This is a genomic window from Paraburkholderia sediminicola (assembly GCF_902859805.1).
GTDB classification, from domain to species: Bacteria; Pseudomonadota; Gammaproteobacteria; order Burkholderiales; family Burkholderiaceae; genus Paraburkholderia; species Paraburkholderia sediminicola.
Genome location: NZ_CADIKC010000003.1, coordinates 632,113 through 656,884, shown reverse-complemented (window position 1 = coordinate 656,884; position 24,772 = coordinate 632,113). Strand labels below are relative to the sequence as shown.

Sequence of the window (24,772 nt, the reverse complement as noted above, 5' to 3'; positions counted from 1 at the left end):
GGATTACGCCGCGCTACGTGCCGCTAAAAACCGCGTCAAAATCGCGTTCGAATAGGTCCCCGCGATCTCCGTGAGAAACGACACGAACGATTGCGGCGCGTGATCGTCGGCGGTGTCGGAGATGGTGCGCACCACCGCGCATGGCACGCCGTACTCGTAACAGACTTGCGCGATCGCCGCGCCTTCCATCTCGACCGCGAGCGCATCCGGCAGTGCATCGCGCAAGGCCTTGACGCCCGTCGCACTTGCTACGAACTGGTCGCCGCTGATAATCAATCCACGATGCACGCGCGGCTCGCGAGTTCCGAAGCGCGCTGCCGCAGCAGCGCCCTCTTCCGCGACAAAACGCTCGCACGCGGCGGCGAGTTGATCGGCAAGCGCCGCATCGGCTGCGAAACGCGACACGCCGAGCAACGGCACCTCGAAGCGCGGAAACAATGGCGACGCATCGAGATCGTGCTGCATCAGCACGTTGGCGACGACGATATCGCCGACCCGCACCTCAGTCCCCACGCCACCCGCCACGCCGGTGAACACGACCGCTTCGACATCGAATGCATGAATCAACGCGCTGACCGTGGCCGCCGCCGCGACCTTGCCGACGCGCGCCAGCGTCACGACACAAGGCGCGCCGTGCACGGTGCCAAGATGGTAGTCACGCTGACCATGCGTGATGGTGCGCACGCCGGATTCGGCGCGCATTGCTTCGATCAGATCGCCGAGTTCCTGCGGCAATGCCGCCAGAATGCCAAGCGGACGATGCGAGACTGTCGCACCGCTGCGGTTTGGATCCATGCCAGCCGTGCTGGCAGCGGCCGCGCCTGAACCTGCTGCGCCGACGGCAGCCGAGCCTGACATGGTCGCGCCCGCGCCGTCCGCCCCTGCCCCGTGTATCCCGCTCGTGCTCATTCGACCGCCTGCAATTTAGCGACCGCGAGTGCCAACCACTTCTCGCCATGCCGCTTGAATTTGACCTGGGCCTTGGCATCCGTGCCACCGCCTTCCAGCGCCGTAATCGTGCCTTCCCCGAACTTGGTGTGGAACACCTGCTGACCAATACGGAAACCCGTTTCAGCCGCACGCTGTTCGTTTGCGAAGGCCGGCAACGGCGCCGGCGTCGACGACGCAGGGCCCGTGTAACCCGGCCGCGCGAACCAGTCGCGACCATAACCGGCGTTGTCCGAACGCCCGCCCCAACGCGCACCCGCCTCGACCTTCGGCGTGAGCCATTTGAGGGTTTCCTGCGGCAGTTCGTCGAAGAAACGCGAGCGGATGTTGTAGCGCGTCTGGCCGTGCAGCATCCGGCTCTGCGCAAACGACAGATACAAACGCTCCTTGGCCCGCGTGATCGCCACATACATCAGGCGGCGCTCTTCTTCCAGACCATCCGATTCCATCGCGCTGTTTTCATGCGGGAACAGCCCTTCTTCGAGCCCGGTGATGAACACCGCCGTGAACTCGAGCCCCTTGGCCGCGTGCACTGTCATCAACTGCACGGCTTCCTGACCGGCTTGCGCCTGGTTGTCGCCCGCTTCCAGCGATGCGTGCGACAGGAAACCGGCGAGCGGCGTCATCGTGTCCGGGTTTTGCGCCGGATCGGCAATGCCCGGCGCGTCCAGCACGACGGTATTCGGATCATCCGTGGCGACAGCCAGTTCGGGCGCCGTGGTCGCGCCCGGGCGCAGCGGAATCGAGCGCGCCGGCGTATCCATGCCGTAGCCTTCTTCGCTGACGAAAGCAGCGGCCGCGTTGACCAGTTCCTGCAAGTTCTCCAGCCGGTCCTGACCTTCGCGTTCGTTCTGATAGAACTCCGTGAGACCGCTCGTGCGGACCACGTATTCGACCGTTTCCGGCAGGCTCATCTGCTGCGTTTCCGCGCGCATCCTGCCGATCAGGTTCGCGAAACTCGCAAGACTCGACCCCGCCTTACCCGCGACATACGGAATCGCCGCGGCCATCGAACAGTTGTACAGACGCGCCGCGTCGGCAAGCTGCTCGATCGAGCGTGCGCCGATGCCGCGCGTGGGGAAATTGACGACGCGGGCGAACGCGGTGTCGTCGTTCGGATTGTCGATCAGGCGCAGATAGGCGAGCGCGTGCTTGACTTCCTGACGCTCGAAAAAGCGCAGACCGCCGTACACGCGATACGCGATGCCCGCATTGACCAGCGTGTGTTCGATCGTGCGCGACTGCGCGTTGCTGCGATACAGGATCGCGACTTCGCTGCGCGAGGTGCCGGTGCTGATCAGCGCCTTGATTTCCTCGACGATCCAGCCGGCTTCCTGCGTATCGGTAGCGGACTCATAGACGCGCACCGGTTCGCCGTGCCCCGCATCGGTCCGCAGATTCTTGCCCAGACGCCGCGAGTTATTGGCGATCAGTTGATTGGCCGCGTCGAGAATATGGCCGTGCGAGCGATAGTTCTGCTCGAGCTTGATCATGTGCCGGACGTTGAACTCGTGTTCGAAGTCGCGCATGTTGCCGACGTTCGCGCCGCGAAACGCGTAGATCGACTGATCGTCGTCGCCGACCGCGAAGATCGAGTTGGTCTGCCCGGCCAGCATCTTCAGCCACGCATATTGCAGCTTGTTGGTGTCCTGAAACTCGTCGACGAGAATGTGCCTGAAACGCGCCTGATAGTGAGCGCGCAGCGGCGGATTGTGCGCGAGCAGTTCAAAGCAACGCAGCAGCAGTTCCGGAAAGTCGACGACGCCTTCGCGCTGGCATTGCTGGTCGTAGGCTTCGTAGAGCTCGACGAATTTGCGGTTGAAGTTATCGGTCGCGTCGACGTCTTTCGGGCGCAGGCCTTGTTCTTTGGAATTGTTGATGAAGTACTGGAGATTTTTCGCCGGGTACTTTTCATCGTCGATGTTGAGGCCCTTCATCAGACGCTTGATCGCGGAGAGCTGGTCCGCGGTATCGAGGATCTGGAAAGTGGCGGGCAGGCCGGCGTCGCGATGGTGCGCGCGGAGCATGCGGTTACAGAGGCCGTGGAAGGTGCCGATCCACATGCCACGCGTGTCGATGGGCAGGAGCGCCTGCAGGCGCGCCATCATTTCGCGGGCTGCCTTGTTGGTGAAGGTCACCGCGAGGATGGTGGCGGGCGACGCCAGACCGTGCTGGATGAGCCACGCGATGCGCGTGATGAGGACGCGGGTTTTGCCGCTGCCCGCGCCGGCAAGGATGAGTGCGGGCTCGTTGGGGAGCGTGACGGCGGCGTGTTGTTCGGGGTTTAGATTGGCTAGCAGATCGGGCATTTTTTGGGAGGACGGCGAGGGCGTTCGACATTATATGCCCCTCCGGGGTTAGGGTTTTTTTGGGGGTTTTTGCCTTCGCGGCGCTTGTTGTCTGTGTTCTTAGGGCTTTGGCCTTTCCTTGCATTGTTAGTGGTCTATTAGTGTTGCCCCTGTGCGGGGCGGCACCTACTTTTCTTTGCTTGCCGCAAAGAAAAGTAGGCAAAAGAAAGCGGCTCAAACCGCTAATGCTAAGCGGGGCCCGTGGTCTGCTATGGGTAGTGGTGCATCTGGAATCTGGGTTCGTGCCCCGGCATACGCCAGTGACAAGGGCGTCATACTTCCGGCGACGCTGCGCGCGCCGAAGAGTACTTCTTAAGACCATCCGCTGCGTTTTTGCGCTCGCGTCTCGCCACTGGACCGTGGCTCGTCATTGCGCCGCCACCGTGATTGTATTTGGAGCGGCAACTGCAACCGCCTACGGCAGCCGCAGCCGCAGCCGCAGCCGCGACTGTGACGTGACCGGGACGGTGATTGCAGTACACCGACATATCATTTGAGGCGGGCTTCCCCGGAGAGTGCTGAGGCGCCTCGCCGAGGCGAAGCCGACGGCCCCCCGCTGCGCAAAAACGAAGCCCGTGGTTTCCCATGCAAACCCGTCCGCGACGCACGTAGTGCGGAGTGGGAGCGGATGAGTCCTTTGTCACTAACGTGGAATGTGCGAGAACACGGATTCCAGTCGGACCACTACCTGCAGCAGACCACGGTGCCCGCTTAGCATTAGCGGTTTGAGCCGCTTTCTTTGCTTATCTTTCTTTGCGGCGGCAAAGAAAGTAAGTGCCGCCCCGCACAGGGGCAACGCTAATAGACCACTAACAAAGCAAGGAAAGGCACAAAAGCCAGAACAAGGAAAGGCACCAACCCCAGAACAAGGAGAAACCCCAAATACCACCGCAAAAACCAAAAAACCCACCCAACAACCGCCCGTTAGGGCCCCCACCTGCAGCGCCGCTTATAATCGAGCATTCTTTGCATCCACCAGCAGACGGACAGAAATGAGCGAGACCCCGAGCGACCCGACCTCCACGCTTGCCAAAAGCTTCGAGCCCCACACCATCGAGGCCCACTGGGGCCCCGAATGGGAAAAGCGCGCCTACGCGAAGGCCACCTTCGACGAAAACAAGAAAGACTTCTCGATCCAGTTGCCGCCGCCGAACGTCACCGGCACCCTCCACATGGGCCACGCGTTCAACCAGACGATCATGGACGGCCTCACGCGCTATCACCGCATGCTCGGCGAAAACACGCTCTGGGTGCCGGGCACGGACCACGCGGGTATCGCCACGCAAATCGTCGTCGAACGCCAACTGGATGCGAAAGGCGTCTCCCGTCATGACCTCGGCCGCGAAAAGTTCACCGAACGCGTCTGGGAATGGAAGCAGGAATCCGGCTCGACCATCACGAATCAGGTGCGCCGCCTCGGCGCGTCGATCGACTGGTCGCGCGAGTACTTCACGATGGACGACAAGATGTCGACCGCCGTGCGCGATGTGTTCGTACGCCTGTATGAACAGGGCCTGATCTACCGCGGCAAGCGCCTCGTGAACTGGGATCCGGTGCTGCTCACCGCCGTCTCCGACCTCGAAGTGGTCAGCGAAGAAGAAAACGGCCATCTCTGGCACATCCAGTACCCGCTCACGGACGGCTCAGGCCATCTGACGGTCGCCACCACGCGCCCGGAAACCATGCTCGGCGACACCGCCGTGATGGTCCATCCGGAAGACGAGCGCTATGCGCATCTGATCGGCAAAACGGTCACCCTGCCGCTCTCCGGCCGTGAAGTGCCGATCATCGCCGACGACTACGTCGACCGCGAATTCGGCACCGGCGTGGTCAAGGTCACGCCCGCGCACGATTTCAACGACTATCAGGTCGGCCTGCGCCACAAGCTGCCGATGATCGAGATCCTCACGCTCGACGCGAAAATCAACGAAAACGCGCCGGAAAAATATCGCGGCCAGGACCGTTTCGCGGCCCGCAAAGAGGTCGTGGCCGACCTCGAAGCGCTCGGCGCGCTCGAATCGGTCAAACCGCACAAGCTGATGGTGCCGCGCGGCGACCGCACGGGCGTCGTGATCGAACCGATGCTGACGGACCAATGGTTCGTCGCCATGAGCAAGCCGGCGCCGGAAGGCACCTTCAATCCGGGCAAGTCGATCGCCGAAACGGCGCTCGACGTGGTTCGCAGCGGCGAAATCAAATTTGTGCCGGAAAACTGGTCCACCACGTATTACCAGTGGCTCGAAAACATCCAGGACTGGTGTATCTCGCGCCAACTCTGGTGGGGCCATCAGATCCCGGCGTGGTACGGCGAAAACGGCGAAATCTTCGTCGCCAAGACCGAAGAAGGCGCGCGCGAGAAAGCTGCGGAAGCCGGTTACACGGGCCCGCTCAAGCGCGATGAAGACGTGCTCGACACGTGGTTCTCGTCGGCGCTGGTGCCGTTCTCGTCACTCGGCTGGCCTGCCGAGACGCCGGAGCTGAAGCACTTCATGCCCTCGTCGGTGCTGGTCACCGGTTTCGACATCATCTTCTTCTGGGTCGCGCGCATGGTCATGATGACCACGCACTTCACGGGCAAGGTGCCGTTCGACACGGTCTACGTGCACGGTCTCGTGCGCGACGCCGAAGGCCAGAAGATGTCGAAGAGCAAGGGCAATACGCTCGACCCGATCGATATCGTCGACGGCATCGACCTCGACGCGCTGGTCGCCAAGCGCACCACCGGCCTGATGAATCCGAAACAGGCTGCGTCGATCGAAAAGAAAACCCGCAAGGAATTCCCAGACGGCATTCCGGCGTTCGGCACGGATGCGCTGCGCTTCACGATGGCGTCGATGGCCACGCTCGGCCGCAACGTCATTTTCGACCTCGCGCGCTGCGAAGGCTATCGCAACTTCTGCAACAAGCTGTGGAACGCCACGCGTTTCGTGCTGATGAACTGCGAAGGCCACGATTGCGGTTTCGGCAAGCCGGAGCAATGCGGCGAATGCGGTCCGGACGGCCACCTGAATTTCTCGGCGGCCGATCGCTGGATCGTCTCGCGCCTGCAGCGCGTGGAAGCGGAAATCGCCAAGGGTTTCGCCGACTATCGTTTTGACAATGTGGCCAACGCCCTATACAAGTTCGTATGGGACGAATACTGTGACTGGTATCTCGAACTCGCCAAGGTTCAGATCCAGACGGGTCAGCCGAACCAGCAGCGCGCAACGCGCCGCACGCTGCTGCGCGTGCTCGAGACGGTGTTGCGCCTCGCGCATCCGGTGATTCCGTTTATCACCGAAGCGCTGTGGCAAAAAGTTGCGCCGTTGGCTGGGCGTTATCCCGAAGGCAAGGCCGAGGGCGAAGCGTCCATCATGGTGCAGCCCTACCCCGTTGCGGAGCCGTCGAAGATCGATGAAGACGCGGAGCAATGGGCGGCCGACCTGAAAGCAGTGATCGATGCGTGCCGGAATCTGCGTGGCGAGATGAACCTGTCGCCGGCGGTCAAGGTGCCGTTGCTCGCTACCGGCAACGCGGAGCGCCTCGCAACCTTCGCTCCGTACGCTCAGGCATTGGCCCGTTTGTCGGAGGTGCAGATCATTGCCGACGAGGCAACGCTGGACGCGCAGGCAGATGGCGCGCCAATTGCTATCGTAGGGAATGACAAGCTTGTGCTGAAGGTGGAAATCGACGTCGCGGTGGAACGCGAGCGTCTGTCGAAAGAGATTGCGCGGCTTGGCGCGGAAGTCATCAAGTGCAATGCCAAATTGCAGAATGAAAGCTTTGTGGCGAAGGCGCCACCGGCAGTCGTTGAGCAGGAGCAGAAAAGGCTGGCAGAATTCGAAACCACTATCGGCAAGCTGAAAGCCCAACTGGCGCGTTTGCCGGCCTGATCGACGCGCCTTGTCCGCCCCGTTGCGGGCTGACAGGGCGCAAAGCTAAACCAGAGGATTCAGGGTAATCACATGCTAAAAGTTACAAAAGCGGTTTTTCCGGTAGCAGGTCTTGGCACCCGGTTCCTCCCTGCCACGAAGGCAAGCCCGAAGGAGATGCTGCCGATCGTCGACAAGCCGCTGATTCAATACGCGGTGGAAGAGGCAATGGCGGCCGGCATCACCGAAATGATCTTCGTGACGGGCCGCAGCAAGCGTGCGATCGAGGACCATTTCGATAAGTCATACGAAATCGAGGCCGAACTCCAGGCCCGTGGCAAAGACAAGTTGCTGGAATTGGTGCGCAGCATCAAACCGAGCCATGTGGACTGTTTCTACGTGCGTCAGCCGGAAGCGCTGGGTCTTGGCCACGCAGTGATGTGCGCCGAAAAGCTGGTGGGCGACAACCCGTTCGCCGTCATCCTCGCGGACGACTTGCTGTACGGTAAGCCACCCGTCATGACGCAGATGATCGAGGTGTTCGACCACTATCACAGCTCGGTGATCGGCGTGGAAGAGATCCCGCACTCGGAGACGAAATCGTACGGTATCGTCGACGGCAAGGAGTGGGAAGACTCGATCATCAAGATGTCGGGGATCGTCGAAAAGCCGGAACCGGACGTCGCGCCCTCGAATCTCGGCGTGGTGGGCCGTTATGTGCTGAAGCCGCGTATTTTCGAACATCTGCGCGCGCTGAAGCCCGGCGCAGGCGGCGAATTGCAGCTGACCGACGCGATTCAGTCATTGCTCGCCGATGAACAGGTGCTGGCGTACAAGTATCACGGCACGCGTTTCGACTGCGGCAGCAAGCTGGGTTATCTGAAGGCGACGGTCGAGTTCGCGCTGCGTCACCCGGAAGTCGCAGCCGATTTCGAAGAATATCTGCGTACCCGTTCGCCGGTGTTGGAAGGCTGAGCAACGGGACAGCCGCGCAGAGCCCATTTGCGCTGTTAGCCTCTCGCAATAAGCATCCGAGTCAGACGTAAAAAAGGCGCTGTGCCCCGCAATCGCGGGCACAGCGCCTTTTGTTTGGTATTTCTGTTTGCGTTTCAGCGGCGCTTCATCAAAAACGTGAAAACCTTGTCGTGCGCTGAGCTTTCGACGATTTCGTTGCCGGTTTGCTTCGCAAATGCGGCGAAATCGCGCTGCGAACCGGGATCGGTGGCGAGCACCTTGAGAATCTGGCCGCTTTCCATGTCGGCGAGCGCCTTCTTGGCGCGCAAGATGGGCAGCGGGCACATCAGCCCGCGCGCATCGACTTCCTTGTGAACCTGAATTTGCATCGACGATGACCTTCGGGATGAGGCGTCGTAAGCGACGCCGGACAGAGGGTCAAATTCTACAGCAGGTGTCGTTTAGCCGCCGGAAGTGACGCTGTCATGTCGAATATCGCAATCCGGCGGCGCTTTGGCGCCTTGAGCGCTATAACGTGACCGCCTCCCCGCTCTGCAGCGACTGCCGCAACGCCATGCCGATTCGCGTCGCTTCGAGCGCGTCGGCCAGCGTGGCGCCTGCTTGCGCATTCGACGCGGCGCCGCCCTGCACCGCCGCCACGAAGGCGCGCGCCTCATGCAAAAACGCATCCTCGAAGCGATCGAAAAAGTTCGGCGTGCATTCGTTGCGGATGCCCGTGGCGTCGTAGATGTCGACGCGATTTGCACGCGGATTGTGGCCAATCGCCAGCGCGCCGGCCGTGCCAATCACCTCACTATGCGTGTCGTTACCGTGGGCTTGCGTGCGCGACGCATAGAACATAGCGAGCTTGCCGTCCTCGAATTCGCAGATCGCCACGCCGTTATCGACGTCGCCGAATTCCCGCAAGCCCTCGTGTAAAGCGACCGCGCCCGCCGCGAACACGCGCTTGGCGCGCGGCTTACCGAGCAGCCACCGCGCGACGTCGATGTCGTGCACTGTGCAGTCCAGAAAAATGCCACCCGATGTTTCAGAGAAACGCACGAAGAAACCATCAACGTCGTTTTTGTCGGTGGTTTGCGAGCGCACCAGAAACGGTCGGCCGATCTTGCCTGCTTCGATCTTGTCGAACGCATCCTTATAGCTCGGATCGAAACGCCGCATGAACCCGATGGTGGCCTGCAAATGCGGATAGCGCGCGGCCTCAGCCAATACGCGCTCACACTCCGCTAGATCCAGCGACAGCGGCTTCTCGCAGAACACGTGTTTGCCTGCACGCAACGCATCGATAATCTGCTGCGCATGCAAGGACGAGGGCGTGACGAGCCACACCGCATCCACGTCGCGATCGGCGAGCAGGTCCGCATAATCGGCGTAGAGGCGCGGTTCGGGCAACGTCTCGCGCGCCCACGCCCGCTCCTCTTCCAGCGGACTGCAAGCGGCCACGAGCGATGCCCCCGGCACGCGATACGCCAGATTTTCCGCGTGCCGTTTGCCCAACCGCCCCAACCCGACCACACCCAAACGAAGCCGCCCAGTCGTCGCCTGCATCACAATGCCTCCCCGAGTTTCACCGCGCGACCCTCGCGCCACGAGCGCGTTGCAGCATCTGCCAGTTCGAGCGCTTTCAGGCCGTCGGCGACGGTGGTTCGCACCGGCTTGCCGTGCGTCACCGCATCGAAGAAATGCGCGATTTCCAGGGCGTACGCCGCACGATAGCGCTCGAGGAAAAACGCCTCGGGCACGTCGCTCGATACTTCGGTTTTCGAATACGCAGTGACCTCGGTGGGCCGCACATTCCCCGCCTGCAGCATGCCGCTGCTGCCGAGCACTTCGAAACGCTGATCGTAACCATAGGCCGCACGCCGCGCGGTATTGATCTGGCACAGGCGGCCCTTTTTCGTGCGAATCGTCACCGCGGTCGAATCGATATCGCCTGCTTCGGCAATCGCCGGATCGGACAGGCAACTACCGGTGGCATGCAGCGTGTCGGCTTCGTCGTCGAGAATCCAGCGGAAGATGTCGAAGTCGTGAATCAGCATGTCCTTGAAAATACCGCCCGAGTGCTTGATGTACTCGACCGGCGGCGCACCCGGATCGCGGCTCGTCACCACCAGCATTTCCGGCGTGCCGATTTCGCCCGCATCGATGCGCGCTTTCAACGCGGAAAAGGTCGGATCGAAGCGGCGCTGAAAACCAATCATGCAAACCACGCCCGCGCGCTCCACCGCTTCGGCGCAGGCACGCGCACGTTCCAAAGTCAGATCGACAGGCTTCTCGCAGAACACATGCTTCTTCTGCGCGGCTGATTTCATGATCAGATCCGCGTGCGTGTCCGTGCTCGAACAGATCACCGTCGCGCCGATCGACGCATCGCCCATCGCGCCGTCGATATCCGCCACCTGCGCGCCATGTTCGGCGGCGAGCGCTGCAGCCGCCTCGCGATTCACATCGACCACATACTTGAGCCTCACGCCCGGTTGCCGCGCAAGATTCGCCGCATGAATCTTGCCGATACGTCCCGCACCGAATACTGCTACGTCGATCGTCTTTACCGCCTCAGTCATCGTATCCTCCAGTCTCTTTGGATTCTTCCACGTTCAGTTCGAGCTTGTACGCGAGCGCGATAAACAACGCCTGGCACAAACAGATCGTGCTGGTCAGCGAGCGGAACGCAAACGCGCTGCCCTCTTTCACATACAGTTGGGTGGTTGCATAACGCGACAACGGAGATAGTTGGCTATCCGTAATAACCAATGTCTTCGCCTGATGGTGATGCGCCACGCGCAGGCAGTACTGCGTTTCCTTGCCATACGGTGCGAAGCTGATCGCGATCACCACGTCGCCCTTCTTCACGCTGCGAATCTGTTCGCGGTACATGCCGCCGAAACCGGACACCAGATGCACGCGCTTCGGCGTGTGCTGCAACGCGTAGACGATGTAGCTCGCCACCGGAAACGAACGACGCACGCCGATCACGTAAATGTTGTCGGCCTGCTGCAGCATCTTCACGGCGGCGTCGAACTGCTGGTCGTCGAGGCCGGCTTCAAGCTCTTCGAGACCGCCGCGCGAGGCCGCAATGAATTCGCGTGCAACAGAGCCGCCGGACAACGCGCCAGGCTTCTCGTCGATCAGCTTGCGAATTCGCTGCTGATAACTCGGCGAGGACGTGCCCTGCCCCGTGTACGCCTGACGAAACACCGCCTGCAGATCGGAGAAGCCGGAAAAGCCGAAGCGCTGTGCAAAACGCACCACCGCGGACGGATGCACGCCGCAACTCGCGGCGATATCGCTGGTGCGATCCACCATCACGCTCGAGCGATGCTGCTCGATATACGTCGCCACATTCTTCAATTGCCGCGGCAGCGCCTCGTAGTTTTCCGCGATGCGCTGCATCAATTCTTCGACGCTCGGCAAGTCTTCGGTGCTCTCTTCCGCCATGGCTCTCTCTTCGTTGCTTTATTGCAGTGCAGAAGACGCTTCCAGCGCGCGCCACACAGCATCCTGACGCTGCCGATTATAGGCAGGCGCCCTGTCAAATGGAATGTATTTTCCATTTTTATTTGTCATGAAATTTTCATTGCAACGCTTCGGAAGATGGCCTAATCTTGGTCGTGAGCGATGGTGCATCGGCTGACGTCTGCCGCAACGCACGCAATCGGAAAGCCGCCCGCCAGACGCTCCCTTCAATAACGACAGACCGAGAAAGGTGGAGACAATGAGACTTTGCAAGGGCAAGGCTACGCTCAGGATTCTGGTGGCGGCATTGACGTTGGCGACGGGATTCGGTGCGGCGTCGGCCGCCCGCGCGGCTGACGCTCACTTCGTGTTGATCAGCCACGCGCCGGATTCGGATTCGTGGTGGAACACCATCAAGAACGCCATCAAACAGGCCGACGAAGATTTCAACGTCGAGACCGACTACCGCAATCCGCCGAACGGCGACATCGCCGATATGGCACGTCTGGTCGAACAGGCTGCCGCGCGCAACTACGACGGCGTGATCGTTTCCATCGCCGACTTCGACGTGCTCAAGAGTTCGCTCGCCAAGGTCACCGAGAAACACATCCCGCTCGTCACGATCAATTCCGGCACTGAGGAGCAAAGCGCGCAGCTCGGCGCGATCATGCACGTCGGTCAGCCTGAATATGCCGCGGGCAAGGCGGCGGGCCAAAAGGCGAAAGCAGCGGGCATCAAGTCGTTCCTGTGCGTGAACCACTACGCGACCAACCCGGCTTCGTTCGAACGCTGCCGCGGCTTTGCCGAGGCAATCGGCGTCGACTTCAAGTCCTCCACGCTCGACGCGGGCCAGGACCCGACCGGTGTGCAATCGAAAGTGAGCGCGTATCTGCGCAATCATCCGAACACCCAGGCGGTGCTCACGCTCGGTCCGCTCTCGGCCGCGCCGACGATGAAGGCGCTGCAGCAAATGGGCCTCGCCGGCAAGGTCTGGTTCGCGACATTCGACTTCGACAATGACATCGCCAAGGGCATCCAGGACGGCACGATCCAGTTCGCCATCGACCAGCAACCCTACCTGCAGGGCTATATCCCGGTTGCCGTGCTGGCCATCGTGAAGAAGGAACACACCACAGATCCGGCGAAGATCCGCCAGATCCTGCAGGCCAATCCGAAGTTCCAGCAACGTCTCACCACGTACGGCCTGCAACCCGCCTATGGACCGCGCAATATCGGTTCCGGCCCGGGTTTCATCACCAAGGCCAATATCGACAAGGTGGTCAAGTACGCAGGGCAGTACCGCTAACGCATTTCGCTGGACGTACGGACACGGGAGAACCGTTCCGGCAGGTATGAGTAAAGTGGACGCGGCCGGCCGCAACCGGCCAGGCCGCCCCACGCCTGCATTCACCACGTTTTACGTGCATTACGCGCCATGCGGTCCGATTGCAGTCCTTCGATGACTGCGAAAAGCCGGGCGCATCAAGGAGAGCTTCAATGGGCGTAGCCAACCCCTTCCACCCTCATCCCCGCAAGCAGCCCCCTTCGAACACCGCGACGACGTCAACGTCCGGCGGTGCGCCCTCGGCGGCCGATGAGCGCGTACGCCAGGAATCGTGGTTCCGGCATCTGCTGAACCGTCCGGAATTCGCCGCCCTCGCCGGCACCGTGATGGTGTTCCTCGTGTTTGGGATTGCGGCCGGCAACTCCGGCATGTTCAACCTCGACGGCGTGATGAACTGGTCGCAAGTGGCCGCGTATCTCGGCCTGATTGCGGTCGGCGCGTGCCTGCTGATGATCGCTGGTGAATTCGATCTGTCGATCGGTTCGATGATCGGCTTCTCGGGCATGATGGTCGCGCTGCCCACGATGTATTTCCACTGGCCGATTGCCTTGTCGATCGTGTTTGCATTCGCCGGATCGATGCTGCTCGGCGCGCTCAATGGCTATCTGGTGATGCGCACGCGACTGCCGTCATTCATCGTGACACTGGCGTTCCTGTTCATCCTGCGCGGGCTCACGCTGGCCCTGTCGGTCATGTTCGCCGACCGCACGATCATCTCCGGCGTGGGCGACGTCGCCGCTCACGACTGGCTCGCCCATACCCTCTTCCAGGGTGTCGCGTTCAAAGGCCTGTTCGTCTGGCTCGGCCACATCGGCGTCGTGAAAATGCTCGATAACGGCAATCCGCTCGTGCCGGGTATTCCGAAAGTGCTGCTCTGGTGGTTTGCGCTGGCCGCAGTCTGTGCATTCACCCTCGCCAAGACCCGCTTCGGCAACTGGATTTTCGCGGTTGGCGGCGACGCCAACGCGGCGAAGAACGTCGGCGTGCCGGTGCGGCGCGTAAAGATTTCGCTGTTCGTGCTGACCGCGTTCTGCGCGTGTCTGTTCGCCGTGCTGCAAGTGTGCGACATCGGCTCGGCCGCTGCCGACCGCGGGTTACAAGCCGAATTCGAAGCCATCATCGCAGCGGTGATCGGTGGCACGCTGCTAACCGGCGGCTACGGCTCGGTGATCGGCGCCTGCTTCGGCGCACTGATCTTCGGCGTCGTGCAGATCGGCATCACCTATACGAATGTGGATTCCGACTGGTTCCGCGTGTTCCTCGGCGTGATGCTGCTGATCGCCGTGCTGTTCAATCACTACGTGCGCCGCCGCGTCGCGCAATCGTAACGAGGAGACGACCATGTCCGATACGAATACCGTGAACACCGCGGCCAAGCCGCAGGACGACGTGATCCTCGCACTCGAAGACGTCAGCAAGTACTTCGGCCAGGTGATCGCGCTAAGCGGCGTGACCTTGCGTCTGAAGCGCGGCGAAGTGCATTGCCTGCTCGGCGACAACGGCGCGGGTAAATCGACATTGATCAAGACGCTCGCCGGCGTGCATCGCCCCTCCTCCGGTCAATATCTGGTGGACGGCAAGCCGGTGCTGTTCGAATCGCCGAAAGATGCGCTCGATCTCGGCATCGCCACCGTCTATCAGGATCTGGCGCTGGTGCCTCTGCTCTCGGTTGCGCGCAATTTCTTCATGGGCCGCGAGCCTCAGAAGAAACTGTTCGGTTTCATCAACGTGATGGACCTTGAAACCAGCGCCATCACCGCACGCGACAAGCTCGCCGAAATGGGCATCAACGTGCGCGATCCGCATCAACCGATCGGAACGATGTCTGGTGGCGAGAAGCAATGTCTCGCGATTGCGCGGGCGATTCACTTCGGCGCACGCGTGCTGATTCTCGACGAGCCGACTGCCGCGCTCGGCGTCAAGCAGAGCTTCAACGTGCTGAAGTTGATCCACACGGCGCGCGCGAAAGGGATCTCGGTGATTTTCATCACGCACAACGTGCACCACGCGTATCCGATCGGCGATTCGTTCACGTTGCTCAATCGCGGCAAATCGCTCGGCACGTTCACGAAGGACACCATCAGCAAGGACGAAGTACTCGACATGATGGCCGGCGGCGCCGAAATGCAGAAGATGATCGGCGAACTCGACGGCGCGACGATCTGATTCATTCGCGTGGGCTTGCGGCGCTTGTTGCGCCTCACGCCCGCGCTCAGCTATTCAGGAATATTCATGAATCATTCCAGCACATCCAGCGGGACCGGGATTGTGAACGGTGGCGGGCTCACTTCCGCTTCAGCGGCAACGTCAACGGCAACGGTCAGCCGTTTCGCACCGGCCCGCAGTCGCGACATTGTCTGTCTTGGCCGTCTTGCCGTCGATCTGTACGCGCAGCAGGTCGGCGCGCGACTCGAAGACGTGTCGAGCTTCGCGAAGTATCTTGGTGGTTCATCGGCGAATATCGCCTTCGGTTGCGCGCGGCTCGGGCTTGCATCGTCGATGCTGGCGCGTGTCGGCAACGATCATATGGGGCGTTTTCTCACCGAGACCCTGACGAAGGAAGGCTGCGACGTCAGTCATGTCCGCGTCGATCAGGAACGTCTGACCGCACTTGTTCTGCTCGGCCTGAAAGACCGCGATACTTTTCCACTGATCTTCTACCGCGAGAACTGCGCGGATATGGCGGTAGATGAAGCGGATTTCGACGAGGCGTACATTGCGTCGTCGAAAGCGCTGCTGATTACCGGCACGCACTTCTCGACCGAGCAGGTGAATCGCACGAGCCGCCGCGCGCTCGATTACGCACGGCGCAATAACGTGCGGACCGTGCTCGATATCGACTATCGCCCGGTGTTGTGGGGTCTCACAGGCAAGGCGGATGGCGAAACACGCTTCGTCGCGAGCGAAGGTGTGACCGCGCATCTGCAACGTATTCTGCCTTTGTTCGATCTGGTGATCGGCACCGAAGAAGAGTTTCGTATTGCCGGCGGCAAGACCGAACTCGTCGACGCACTCGCGATGGTGCGCGCCGTAACGCCGGCCACGCTGGTTCTGAAGCGCGGACCGATGGGCTGCCAGATCATCGACGGCAAAGTACCCGCAAAGCTCGACGATTTGCCGATTCATGGCGGAGTCGAGGTGGAAGTGCTCAACGTACTCGGCGCGGGCGACGCATTCGCCTCGGGCTTTCTCTCCGGATGGCTGCGCGATCAACCGCTCGAAGCGTGCGCGCGTTCGGCGAATGCGAGCGGCGCGCTGGTCGTTTCGCGTCACGGCTGTGCGCCCGCCATGCCGACGCCCGCCGAACTCGACTACTTCCTGCGCGAAGCCAAGGCCGATCCGCAACGCATGCGCCGCCCCGACCGCGATGCAACGCTCGCACGCCTGCATCGTGTGTCCCCTGCCCGCAAACAATGGGACGAAGTACTCGGCTTCGCGTTCGATCATCGAAACCAGTTCTTCGAACTCGCCCAGCAGACCGGCGCCGACGAGGCACGTATCGTGCAACTGAAGGGCCTGTTCGTCGAGGCCGTCGCGCAGACGGAAACCGCGTTGGGGCTGCAAGGCCGCATCGGCATCCTGAGCGACGACCGCTACGGTCAGGACGCATTGAATGCCGCCACCGGACGCGACTGGTGGATCGGCCGGCCGGTTGAACTGCCCGGCTCCGTGCCGCTCGTGTTCGACCACGGCCGCTCGATCGGCACGACGCTGATTGCCTGGCCGCAGGAACACATCGCCAAGTGCCTTGTGCAATTCCATCCCGACGAACCGGTCGAACAACGCCTCGAACAGGAAGCACAACTGCGCGCGCTGTACGATGCGACGCAAGCGAGCGGCCACGAATTGCTACTGGAAGTGATTCCGCCGAAGCACGCGCATCTGCCGCAAGCACCGGACATCGTCTATCGCGCGTTGAAGCGGCTGTACAACATCGGCATCTATCCGGAATGGTGGAAGCTCGAACCGATGGACGCCGCGCAATGGCAAGCCGTCGACGCCCTGATCGCCGAGCGCGATCCGTACTGCCGGGGCGTGGTGTTGCTCGGTTTGTCTGCGGGCGTCGATCAATTAGACGAGGGATTTCGCGCGGCGGCGCAATCAGCGACATGCCGCGGCTTTACCGTCGGCCGCACGATCTTTCACGAGCCGAGCCATGCGTGGCTCGCCGGTGAAATTGGCGACGATGAACTGATCGCGCGAGTGCGCCGCACATTCGAAACGCTGATTGCGTCGTGGCGCGCAACACGCGGAACGACAAGCACGCAGCCCACCACGGCGGACCATGCACATCAGGAGCAGGCGGCATGAACCAGCGCGTATTGCATCACGATGCGGCGTCCGCCAACGACGCCACTCAGGCCCACGCGCCGTCGGGAGGCACCGTCCGCCTGACGACCGCCCAGGCGCTGGTTCGCTACCTCGCAGCGCAACGGGTCACGACCGAAGACGGCAGCGGCACCGAGCCGCTCTTTGGCGGCGTATTCGCGATCTTCGGGCACGGCAATGTGGCCGGAATAGGCGAAGCCTTGTATCAGCACCGCGAAGCATTGCCCACGCTGCGGGCTCACAACGAACAGGCGATGGCGCACAGCGCGATTGCCTATGCGAAGGCGCATTTCCGTCGCCGCATGATGGCCGTCACGACGTCGATCGGCCCCGGTGCGACCAATCTGATCACCGCGGCCGCGCTCGCCCATGTGAACCGTCTGCCCGTGCTGCTGTTACCCGGCGACGTGTTCGTTTCGCGCGCGCCGGATCCGGTGTTGCAGCAGGTTGAAGATTTCCATGATGGTGGCGTCTCCGCTAACGATGCATTCAAACCCGTCTCGCGCTACTTCGATCGCATCGTGCATCCGGCGCAATTGCTCAATGCGTTGCCGCGCGCCTTGCGCGTGCTCACCGATGCGGCGCTGTGCGGTCCCGTCACGCTCGCACTGCCGCAGGACGTGCAAGCGCAAGCATGGGATTTCCCCGCCGATTTCTTTACGCCGCGCGTCATCACGTTCCACTCCCCCGCGCCGCGCGCTGAAGATATCGATGCGGCAGTTGCCCATCTGCGCCGCGCCAGGCGTCCGTTGATTGTCGCTGGCGGCGGCGTGCTCTACGGCCACGCGACCGACGCACTGCACCGCTTCGCCGCCGCGCACGGCATTCCCGTAGCCGAAACGCAGGCCGGCAAGGGTTCGCTCGCGTGGAACGATCCGCTGAACGCCGGCGCGTTGGGCGTGACCGGTTCGCCCGCCGCCAATGCACTCGCTCACGATGCCGACTGTGTGCTCGCAATCGGCACACGCTTGCAGGACTTCACGACCGGCTCGAACACGTTGTTCACCCAGGCCGACGTGATCGGCATCAACGCGAATCCGTTCGACGGCCTCAAGCATCGCGCGCTGGTGGTCGAGGCCGACGCGCGTCTTGCGCTGGACGCGCTCGCCGAATCCCTGCAAGGCTGGCACGCGGACCGCACATGGACCGCTCGCGCCCACAAACTCTCGGCGAGCTGGCGCGACACGGTGAGCACGCTCACGCATGCGCCGCAACGCGATACCGTGCTCCCGTATGAAGGCGACGTGATCGGCGCGGTGCAGCGTTCGAGCGCGCGTTCCGCGACGGACGATATCGTCGTGTGCGCAGCGGGAACCTTGCCGGCCGAGCTGCATAAGCTCTGGCGCGCGAGCAAACCAGGCGCGTATCACGTCGAATATGGCTACTCGTGCATGGGCTACGAGATCGCCGGCGGCCTCGGCGTGAAGCTCGCGCGGCCCGCACGCGAAGTGATCGTGATGCTCGGCGACGGCAGCTATCTGATGATGAACAGCGAGATCGCGACTTCGGTGATGATCGGCGCGAAGCTGATCGTGGTGGTGCTCGACAATCGCGGCTACGGTTGCATCAACCGCTTGCAGCAGGCTTGCGGTGGCGCGCCGTTCAACAACCTGCTCGACGACTGCATGCAGGGTCCGCTCGGCGCGCCGAAGATCGACTTCGCCGCCCACGCACGCGCGCTCGGCGCAGAGGCCGAACACGTCGCGAATATCGCAGAACTTGAAGACGCGCTGCAGCGTGCGCGCGCCGCCGATCGCACCTACGTGATCAGTATCGACACCGATCCCGCCCGCACCACGAACGACGGCGGCTGGTGGTGGGAAGTCGCCGTGCCCGAGGTATCGGCGCGCGACACCGTGCGTGCTGCGCGCTCGCAATACGACGCGCAACTCGCCGCCCGCGCGGCGCCGGCCGACCCCAGCGACCGCCCCGGCCACATCGATAACGAATGAGGACGCCCGCATGACTGCTTTCGACGTACGTATCGGCATCAACCCCTTATCGTGGATGAACGACGACCTGCCTTCGCTCGGTGGCGAGACGCCGCTCGAAGTTGCATTGACCGAAGGGCGCCAGATCGGCTACCAGGGTTTCGAACTCGGCAACAAATTTCCGCGCGAACCGCAGGCGCTGAAGACGCTGCTTGCCCAATACGACCTGGCCTTGGTCTCCGGCTGGTACTCCGGACGACTCGCGCGGCGCAGCGTGGAAGAGGAAATCGCCTCCGTCGGCCCGCATCTCGAGCTGCTCGCGCAGAACGGCGCGACGGCGATGGTCTATGGCGAAGTCGCCGATTCGATCCAGGGCGCACCGCAACCGCTGTACCAACGCCCGCGTTTTTTCAGCGAGGCGCAATGGGCCGCGTACGCGGCGCGCGTCGATGAATTTGCGCGCTACACACTAAGCCGCGGCGTGCGCCTCGCGTACCATCACCACATGGGCGCGTATGTCGAAACGCCGGCTGACGTCGATCAGCTGATGTCGCGCACGAGCGACGCCGTCGGCCTGTTATTCGACGCAGGACACATCACATTTGCCGGTGGCGATCCGCTCGCGGTGCTCGACAAACATATCGATCGCGTGTGTCACGTCCACTGCAAGGACGTTCGACCCGCGGTGATGAAACTGGCGCGCAATCGCAACTGGAGTTTTCTCGACGCCGTAATCGCCGGTGCGTTCACGGTACCGGGCGATGGCGCGGTGAACTTCCCGGCGATCATCGATCGATTGAAGCGGCATGGCTATCGTGGCTGGCTGGTGGTTGAAGCGGAACAGGACCCGGTGGTGGCGCCATCGTACGAGTATGCGCAAAAAGGATTCCGGACCTTGCGAGCGCTGGTCGATGCGCCGCTCGACGCCGGTGGCGGGACTGAGCAGGAGGCAGCATGAGTTTATTGGTCAAGGCGCAGCGCGAGGGCCAGACAATCGCGCGGGTGACGCCTGAGTCGGCGTGCTGGCGGTATGTGGGATTTGCTGCTTACCGGCTGGGCGCGGACGAAGTCGTGCATGTGTTTGAGCCGTCTCGCGAGGTGTGTGTTGTCGTGCTGACGGGCGCGGTGGATATTGAAACTGCTGATGCGAAATGGAGTTCGCTGGGTTCACGCGATAGCGTGTTCGAGGACTCCGCGCCGTATGCGGTGTATTTGCCGCCTGGCGTACGGGCGACGGTCCGCGCGTGTCGCGATGCTGAGGTTGGTGTGGCGAGTGCGCCCGGCAAGGGCATGTATCCGGCGAGGTTGATCGAGCCTTCTACGATGAAGCGTTCCACGCGCGGGAAGGGGCTGAATACGCGCTACGTATGCGATATTCTTCCGCAGACTGACCTTGCGGAGTCTTTGCTTGTGGTTGAGGTTCGCACGCCTGGGGGGCATGCTTCAAGCTATCCGCCGCATAAGCACGATACGGATAATGTGCCTCACGAGAGTTCGCTCGAAGAGACTTACTATCATCGGCTCGATCCGCCGCAAGGGTTTGCTTTTCAGCGTGTGTATACGGATATGCGGGATATCGATGAGTCGATGGCCGTCGAGAATCACGACGTTGTGATGGTGCCGCGTGGGTATCATCCGGTTGTTGTTCCCTATGGGTATGAGTCTTATTATTTGAATGTTATGGCGGGGGGGCAGCGGACGTGGCATTTTCGCAATGATCCTGCGCATGAGTGGATTATTGATAAGGATAGTTAAGGGTTTTGTCTTGCGGGGCGCTTTTTTGGCCGTGTTCTTGGGGCTTTGGGGTTTCCTTGTTCTGGCTTTCGTGCCTTTCCTTGTTTTGTTAGTGGTCTATTAGCGTTCCCCCTGTGCGGGGGGGCACCTACTTTTCTTTGCTTGCCGCAAAGAAAAGTAGGCAAAAGAAAGCGGCTCAAACCGCTCATGCTAAGTGGGCGCCGCTGTCTGCTACGGGTAGTGGTGCGACTGGAATCCGTGCTCTCGCACATTCCGCGCTAGTGACAAAGGTGTCATCAGCTCCCACTCCGCACTGCGTGCGTCGCGGATGGGTCTGCCTGGGAAACCAGGGGCTTCGTTTTTGCACAGCGGGGGCCGTCGGCTTCGCCTCGGCGACGTGCTCCTCCATTCACCCGGGAACCCACTTCGACTGATTTGTCGGTGCCCCGCAATCTCGGTCTCGGTCTCGGTCTCGGTCTCGGTCTCGGTCTCGGTCTCGGTCTCGGTCTCGGTCTCGGTCTCGGTCTCGGTCTCGGTCTCGGTCTCGGTCTCGGTCTCGGTCTCGGCTGCGGTGGCGGTGGCGGTGGCGGTGGCGGTGGCGGTGGCGGTGGCGGTGGCGGTGGCGGTGGCGGTGGCGGTGGCGGTGGCGGTGGCGGTGGCGGTGGCGGTGGCGGTGGCGGAGCAAAGACGAGCCACGGCCCGTTGCTGAGGCGTGAGCGTTAAAACGTAGCGATTGGTTTTATGAACGGCTCTTCGGCGCGCGCAGCGCCGCCGGAAGTATGACGCCCTTGTCACAAGCACATGCAGGTGCACGAACACAGATTCCAGTCGCACCACTACCCGTAAAAAACCACGGTCCCCGCTTAGCATTAGCGGTTTGAGCTGCTTTCTTTTGCCTACTTTTCTTTGCAGCCGGCAAAGAAAAGTAGGTGCCCCCCCGCACAGGGGGAACGCTAATAAACCACTAACAAATCAAGGAAAGGCCAACGCCCCAGGAACACGGCCAAATGCCGCCGCAAAAGGCAAAAACCTTAACTATTTCCTAACAGCCAGATCCACATCCAACCCCCCATCTCCCCCCATCCTCACAGTCCCCTTGGAAACATCCCCCCTATATCCATAAAGATCAAACCTCATAACCCCAGGATTAGAACTATCCCGAATAAAAGTCCTGGTATTCGTGACCAACGAATTAAACATCTTCACATCACCCGACTCGATCCAGACAAAACTCTTCGCCGCCCCAACAGGCGGCCTCGCAGCAGCGATAGAAGCATCACGCTTGAACTTCAACACCAACCCCTCGTCGGTCACCGTCGCGCTCGCCAGCCGCCCCTGCAAAACGGGCGGCGGAAACACGGTGTACTGATCGAACACAAGCTCGTTCCCCTTCAACGCGACACCCTTGCGCGTAAACGGCGTCAACGACGCCAACGGGATGTCCAGTGCCCTCAATAACCCCGCCTGCGGCACACCCAGCACCTTCACCGAGGTCGGCTCATAGACAAGATGCCGCTCATCCTTAGCCACGATCGTGCCGCTCATCGTCGTCGGCAGCCACACACCAGGAAAGTGATTCCACAATTTGATGCCGCCCGATACTTCCAACTTGCCATCCACCGGCTTCAGCTGCAAATCGTTCAGCGAACGCGGCTCGTAGTCGAGCAGATAGTCGTTGAACAACGCCGCCATCGCAGGCCACGGCTCGACCACTTCGCCACCGATGATGCGAATGTCGTACTGGTCAGGATCGTCGAGATCGACCGGTTGACCCGGCTTCTTCGGCACCATCTGCGCATCCAGCGAACGCACATGAAAGCCGATTCGGCCCGATACGTAGAAGTCCACATTCTCGACGTGAATCAATGGCGCGGGTCCGGACGAGTGCCGCTCGTCGTTGATCGCGGAGCCGGGTGTCGCCATGCTCTGACCGGCAAATGCCGCCCGTGTACCAACCGGGATCGCGCGTGCAACGGATGCCGTCCGCAACGTCTGCGGCACGTGTTGCCAGACCTGGCGCGCCTGCGCGAGCGACGCCTGCTGCGCGCGAATGAAGCTGTCGTTAAAGCGCGCACCCGCGCTGCCCACCTGCGTCGGCGCATCTTTCGACGCGCTGGCTAGCGTCGGATATGACGGCAAGTGCACGTCCAGTGCACCCGCTTCGTCGAAGGTGAAGTAGCCGGCCGCCATCTGGTCGCGGTAGTGGTACAGGTCGAGCACGAACGGTGCGTTCGTATCAAGCGGCGTTAGCGCCATGTCGATGTTCATCGGCATCGAACGCATGAACTTCACGTCGCCGCCCTGCACCAGCATGCCGCGCGGTGGCATCGTCGCGGGCCACTCGATCTTTTGCACCGTGCGGTCGTCGAGCGTGAAACGCACACCTGCTGCACTGGTGCTGATCTGCGTGATGGTCATGCGCAACGCGGGCGGTGGCGTGAGTTTGGCCACCTGCATCACGACGTCGTCGCCATCGAGACGCGCGATCGGCGTGTCCACCTTCAGCAGGTCGGCCATCTTCACGTGCGCGGCCTGCATCAGCTTGTCGGCGCCGACGCCGGCCACTTCGACGTGGTCGGCATGGAACACGAGGTCGTCGGCGTTGCGCATCGATAGCGACCCGACCAGCACGATCGGCACCCACGTATCGCGATGCATCTCGCCCGTGATGCGCAAGGTGCCGCCGTCTTGCGGCACCACTCGCATATTGCGCAGCGGCGAGCCCTGATACTGGAACAGGTAGCGATTGAAAATCGCGGTCAGCTTGGCGCTGTCGAGCGTGACGTCGCCGCGGTGGACGTTGATCGTCACGCTGGTCGGATCGTCGAACACGATCGGCTGGCCGGCGCGCGCCGGAGTCAGCGTTGCCGCCATGTCGTGAATCATGAAGCCGATGTCGCCAGTCACGCGAAAGTCGACGTCGCGCGCGAACATCAACGAACCGTCGATGCCGGAATCACGCAGCGTCAACGAACGGCTGCGCCTCTCTGTCATGCCACTCGCGGCTGGCACGCGTGCGGCGATGCGCTGTTCGGCAGCGAGCTGCCTGGCCTTGGCAAGTTCGAGCGAGGGGGGCAATGCGGAGGCAGGTTGATCGGCGCTCGCAACGGCGGTGCCGCTCGATGCGGTAGCGACGCCGTTCGTGGCGTCAGCAGTGGGTGCCAGAGCACCCGGTTGAGATTTTGCCGTCAGCGGGCTGTCGTTATTGCTCACCGCGTTCGCTGCCGCGCTCGTTTGTGTCGACGGCGCGGACGCGGCGTCGCCGGTTGTGGAGCTAGCGTCGGCACACGCGGACATCAGCAGTGCAGCCGTCACCAGCGCGGCACCTGCGCCGGCTCGCGTGCGCCACGTTTCTCCGAGCGGCGTGCGCGCCACGCGACGCAACGACATTCTTTGCAGCCGTCGCAGCGCGGGCTCCGCCTGCGCGCCGTCAGCCGACGTTTCGCCCAATGCGCCTGTCCGTTTCATGATGTCTCCTCCTGAGGCCGCGGCGCGTCTTTTGCGCGTCCGGCACGACATGGTCGGTCGCACATACGCCGGCTTTAAACACCGTGCCGCCGTTGCGCGCCTTTGACCTGATTGTCTTGATTTGTCAGCGCGCTGCCGACAAGATTTCTGGAGGACGCTCACCAAACGATCAAGCGTTTGAATCGCTACAACAAGTCACGGGAAAGCCCCACGCATCAGGCTTGAGCGCGCTGTACGCAAACGGGATTCAAACGGCATCCAAAGCGCGATTTGGGCGTGGAACGAGGGCCGCGTACATCGCGCAGTGCGTGACGCGCATGTCAGGACAACAAAATGGCCGCCAATTCGAATGCGGCGCTGCAATAAAACTGCAGCGCGATGGCTGCC

At 61.9% G+C, this 24,772-nt stretch carries 17 protein-coding genes; 10 read left to right on the top strand and 7 right to left on the bottom strand.

Going from position 1 to position 24,772, the window contains the following annotated elements; translation table 11 throughout:
* Nucleotides 1-3 precede the first annotated feature (3 nt).
* Both R8871_RS15400 and R8871_RS15395 read right to left on the bottom strand, forming a co-directional pair.
* Nucleotides 4-795, bottom strand: coding sequence for a 5'-methylthioadenosine/adenosylhomocysteine nucleosidase (locus R8871_RS15400; RefSeq protein ID WP_175051323.1), 792 nt, complete (start codon nucleotides 793-795; stop codon nucleotides 4-6).
* Nucleotides 796-905: 110 nt separating this feature from the next.
* Complete coding sequence (locus R8871_RS15395; RefSeq protein WP_175051206.1) at nucleotides 906-3,257, bottom strand: UvrD-helicase domain-containing protein; 2,352 nt, start codon at nucleotides 3,255-3,257, stop codon at nucleotides 906-908.
* Between the two features lie 1,031 nt (nucleotides 3,258-4,288).
* Here R8871_RS15395 and R8871_RS15390 point away from each other — a divergent pair.
* Together R8871_RS15390 and galU are read left to right on the top strand one after the other, a co-directional pair.
* Entirely contained in the window at nucleotides 4,289-7,168 is a 2,880-nt protein-coding gene (locus R8871_RS15390; RefSeq protein ID WP_175051205.1) for a valine--tRNA ligase, read from the top strand.
* Between the two features lie 72 nt (nucleotides 7,169-7,240).
* Nucleotides 7,241-8,122, top strand: a complete 882-nt coding sequence (gene galU, locus R8871_RS15385; protein WP_054042256.1) for a UTP--glucose-1-phosphate uridylyltransferase GalU — start codon at nucleotides 7,241-7,243, stop codon at nucleotides 8,120-8,122.
* 134 nt (nucleotides 8,123-8,256) lie between these two features.
* On the opposite strand, the gene R8871_RS15380 is transcribed toward galU, so the two are convergent.
* The 4 genes from R8871_RS15380 to R8871_RS15365 form a co-directional block, all read right to left on the bottom strand.
* Nucleotides 8,257-8,484, bottom strand: coding sequence for a sulfurtransferase TusA family protein (locus R8871_RS15380; protein ID WP_025600552.1), 228 nt, complete (start codon nucleotides 8,482-8,484; stop codon nucleotides 8,257-8,259).
* Between the two features lie 145 nt (nucleotides 8,485-8,629).
* Complete coding sequence (locus R8871_RS15375; protein ID WP_175051204.1) at nucleotides 8,630-9,670, bottom strand: Gfo/Idh/MocA family oxidoreductase; 1,041 nt, start codon at nucleotides 9,668-9,670, stop codon at nucleotides 8,630-8,632.
* A complete protein-coding gene (iolG, locus tag R8871_RS15370) occupies nucleotides 9,670-10,686 on the bottom strand; it encodes an inositol 2-dehydrogenase (protein WP_175051203.1) in 1,017 nt (338 codons plus the stop codon). Before iolG ends, R8871_RS15375 begins: the two co-directional genes overlap by 1 nt.
* On the bottom strand, nucleotides 10,679-11,560 hold the full coding sequence (locus R8871_RS15365; protein ID WP_175051202.1) for a MurR/RpiR family transcriptional regulator: 882 nt from the start codon (nucleotides 11,558-11,560) through the stop codon (nucleotides 10,679-10,681). Before R8871_RS15365 ends, iolG begins: the two co-directional genes overlap by 8 nt.
* Nucleotides 11,561-11,837: 277 nt before the next feature.
* On the opposite strand from R8871_RS15365, the gene R8871_RS15360 reads away from it, so the two are divergent.
* The 8 genes from R8871_RS15360 to R8871_RS15325 all read left to right on the top strand — a co-directional run bounded on the left by R8871_RS15360 (nucleotide 11,838) and on the right by R8871_RS15325 (nucleotide 21,640).
* Nucleotides 11,838-12,884 carry a sugar ABC transporter substrate-binding protein gene (locus tag R8871_RS15360; RefSeq protein WP_054042251.1) on the top strand — a complete coding sequence of 349 codons (1,047 nt, stop codon included), beginning with the start codon at nucleotides 11,838-11,840 and terminating at the stop codon, nucleotides 12,882-12,884.
* Between the two features lie 191 nt (nucleotides 12,885-13,075).
* Nucleotides 13,076-14,251 (top strand): ABC transporter permease, encoded by a 1,176-nt coding sequence (locus R8871_RS15355; protein ID WP_175051201.1) that lies wholly within the window; start codon nucleotides 13,076-13,078, stop codon nucleotides 14,249-14,251.
* 13 nt (nucleotides 14,252-14,264) lie between these two features.
* Nucleotides 14,265-15,089 carry an ATP-binding cassette domain-containing protein gene (locus R8871_RS15350; RefSeq protein ID WP_175051200.1) on the top strand — a complete coding sequence of 275 codons (825 nt, stop codon included), beginning with the start codon at nucleotides 14,265-14,267 and terminating at the stop codon, nucleotides 15,087-15,089.
* Between the two features lie 66 nt (nucleotides 15,090-15,155).
* On the top strand, nucleotides 15,156-17,234 hold the full coding sequence (locus tag R8871_RS15345; protein ID WP_175051199.1) for a bifunctional 5-dehydro-2-deoxygluconokinase/5-dehydro-2-deoxyphosphogluconate aldolase: 2,079 nt from the start codon (nucleotides 15,156-15,158) through the stop codon (nucleotides 17,232-17,234).
* Nucleotides 17,231-19,204, top strand: a complete 1,974-nt coding sequence (gene iolD, locus R8871_RS15340; protein WP_175051198.1) for a 3D-(3,5/4)-trihydroxycyclohexane-1,2-dione acylhydrolase (decyclizing) — start codon at nucleotides 17,231-17,233, stop codon at nucleotides 19,202-19,204. Before R8871_RS15345 ends, iolD begins: the two co-directional genes overlap by 4 nt.
* Before the next feature lie 10 nt (nucleotides 19,205-19,214).
* On the top strand, nucleotides 19,215-20,141 hold the full coding sequence (gene iolE, locus R8871_RS15335; RefSeq protein ID WP_175051197.1) for a myo-inosose-2 dehydratase: 927 nt from the start codon (nucleotides 19,215-19,217) through the stop codon (nucleotides 20,139-20,141).
* Nucleotides 20,138-20,938, top strand: coding sequence for a 5-deoxy-glucuronate isomerase (gene iolB, locus R8871_RS15330; protein ID WP_175051196.1), 801 nt, complete (start codon nucleotides 20,138-20,140; stop codon nucleotides 20,936-20,938). Before iolE ends, iolB begins: the two co-directional genes overlap by 4 nt.
* Nucleotides 20,939-21,358: 420 nt before the next feature.
* Nucleotides 21,359-21,640: a hypothetical protein gene (locus R8871_RS15325; protein WP_175051195.1), complete on the top strand. Its 282-nt coding sequence runs from the start codon at nucleotides 21,359-21,361 to the stop codon at nucleotides 21,638-21,640.
* 312 nt (nucleotides 21,641-21,952) lie between these two features.
* Here R8871_RS15325 and R8871_RS15320 read toward each other — a convergent pair whose 3' ends face one another.
* Nucleotides 21,953-24,307 carry a hypothetical protein gene (locus R8871_RS15320; protein ID WP_175051322.1) on the bottom strand — a complete coding sequence of 785 codons (2,355 nt, stop codon included), beginning with the start codon at nucleotides 24,305-24,307 and terminating at the stop codon, nucleotides 21,953-21,955.
* Nucleotides 24,308-24,772: the final 465 nt, after the last annotated feature.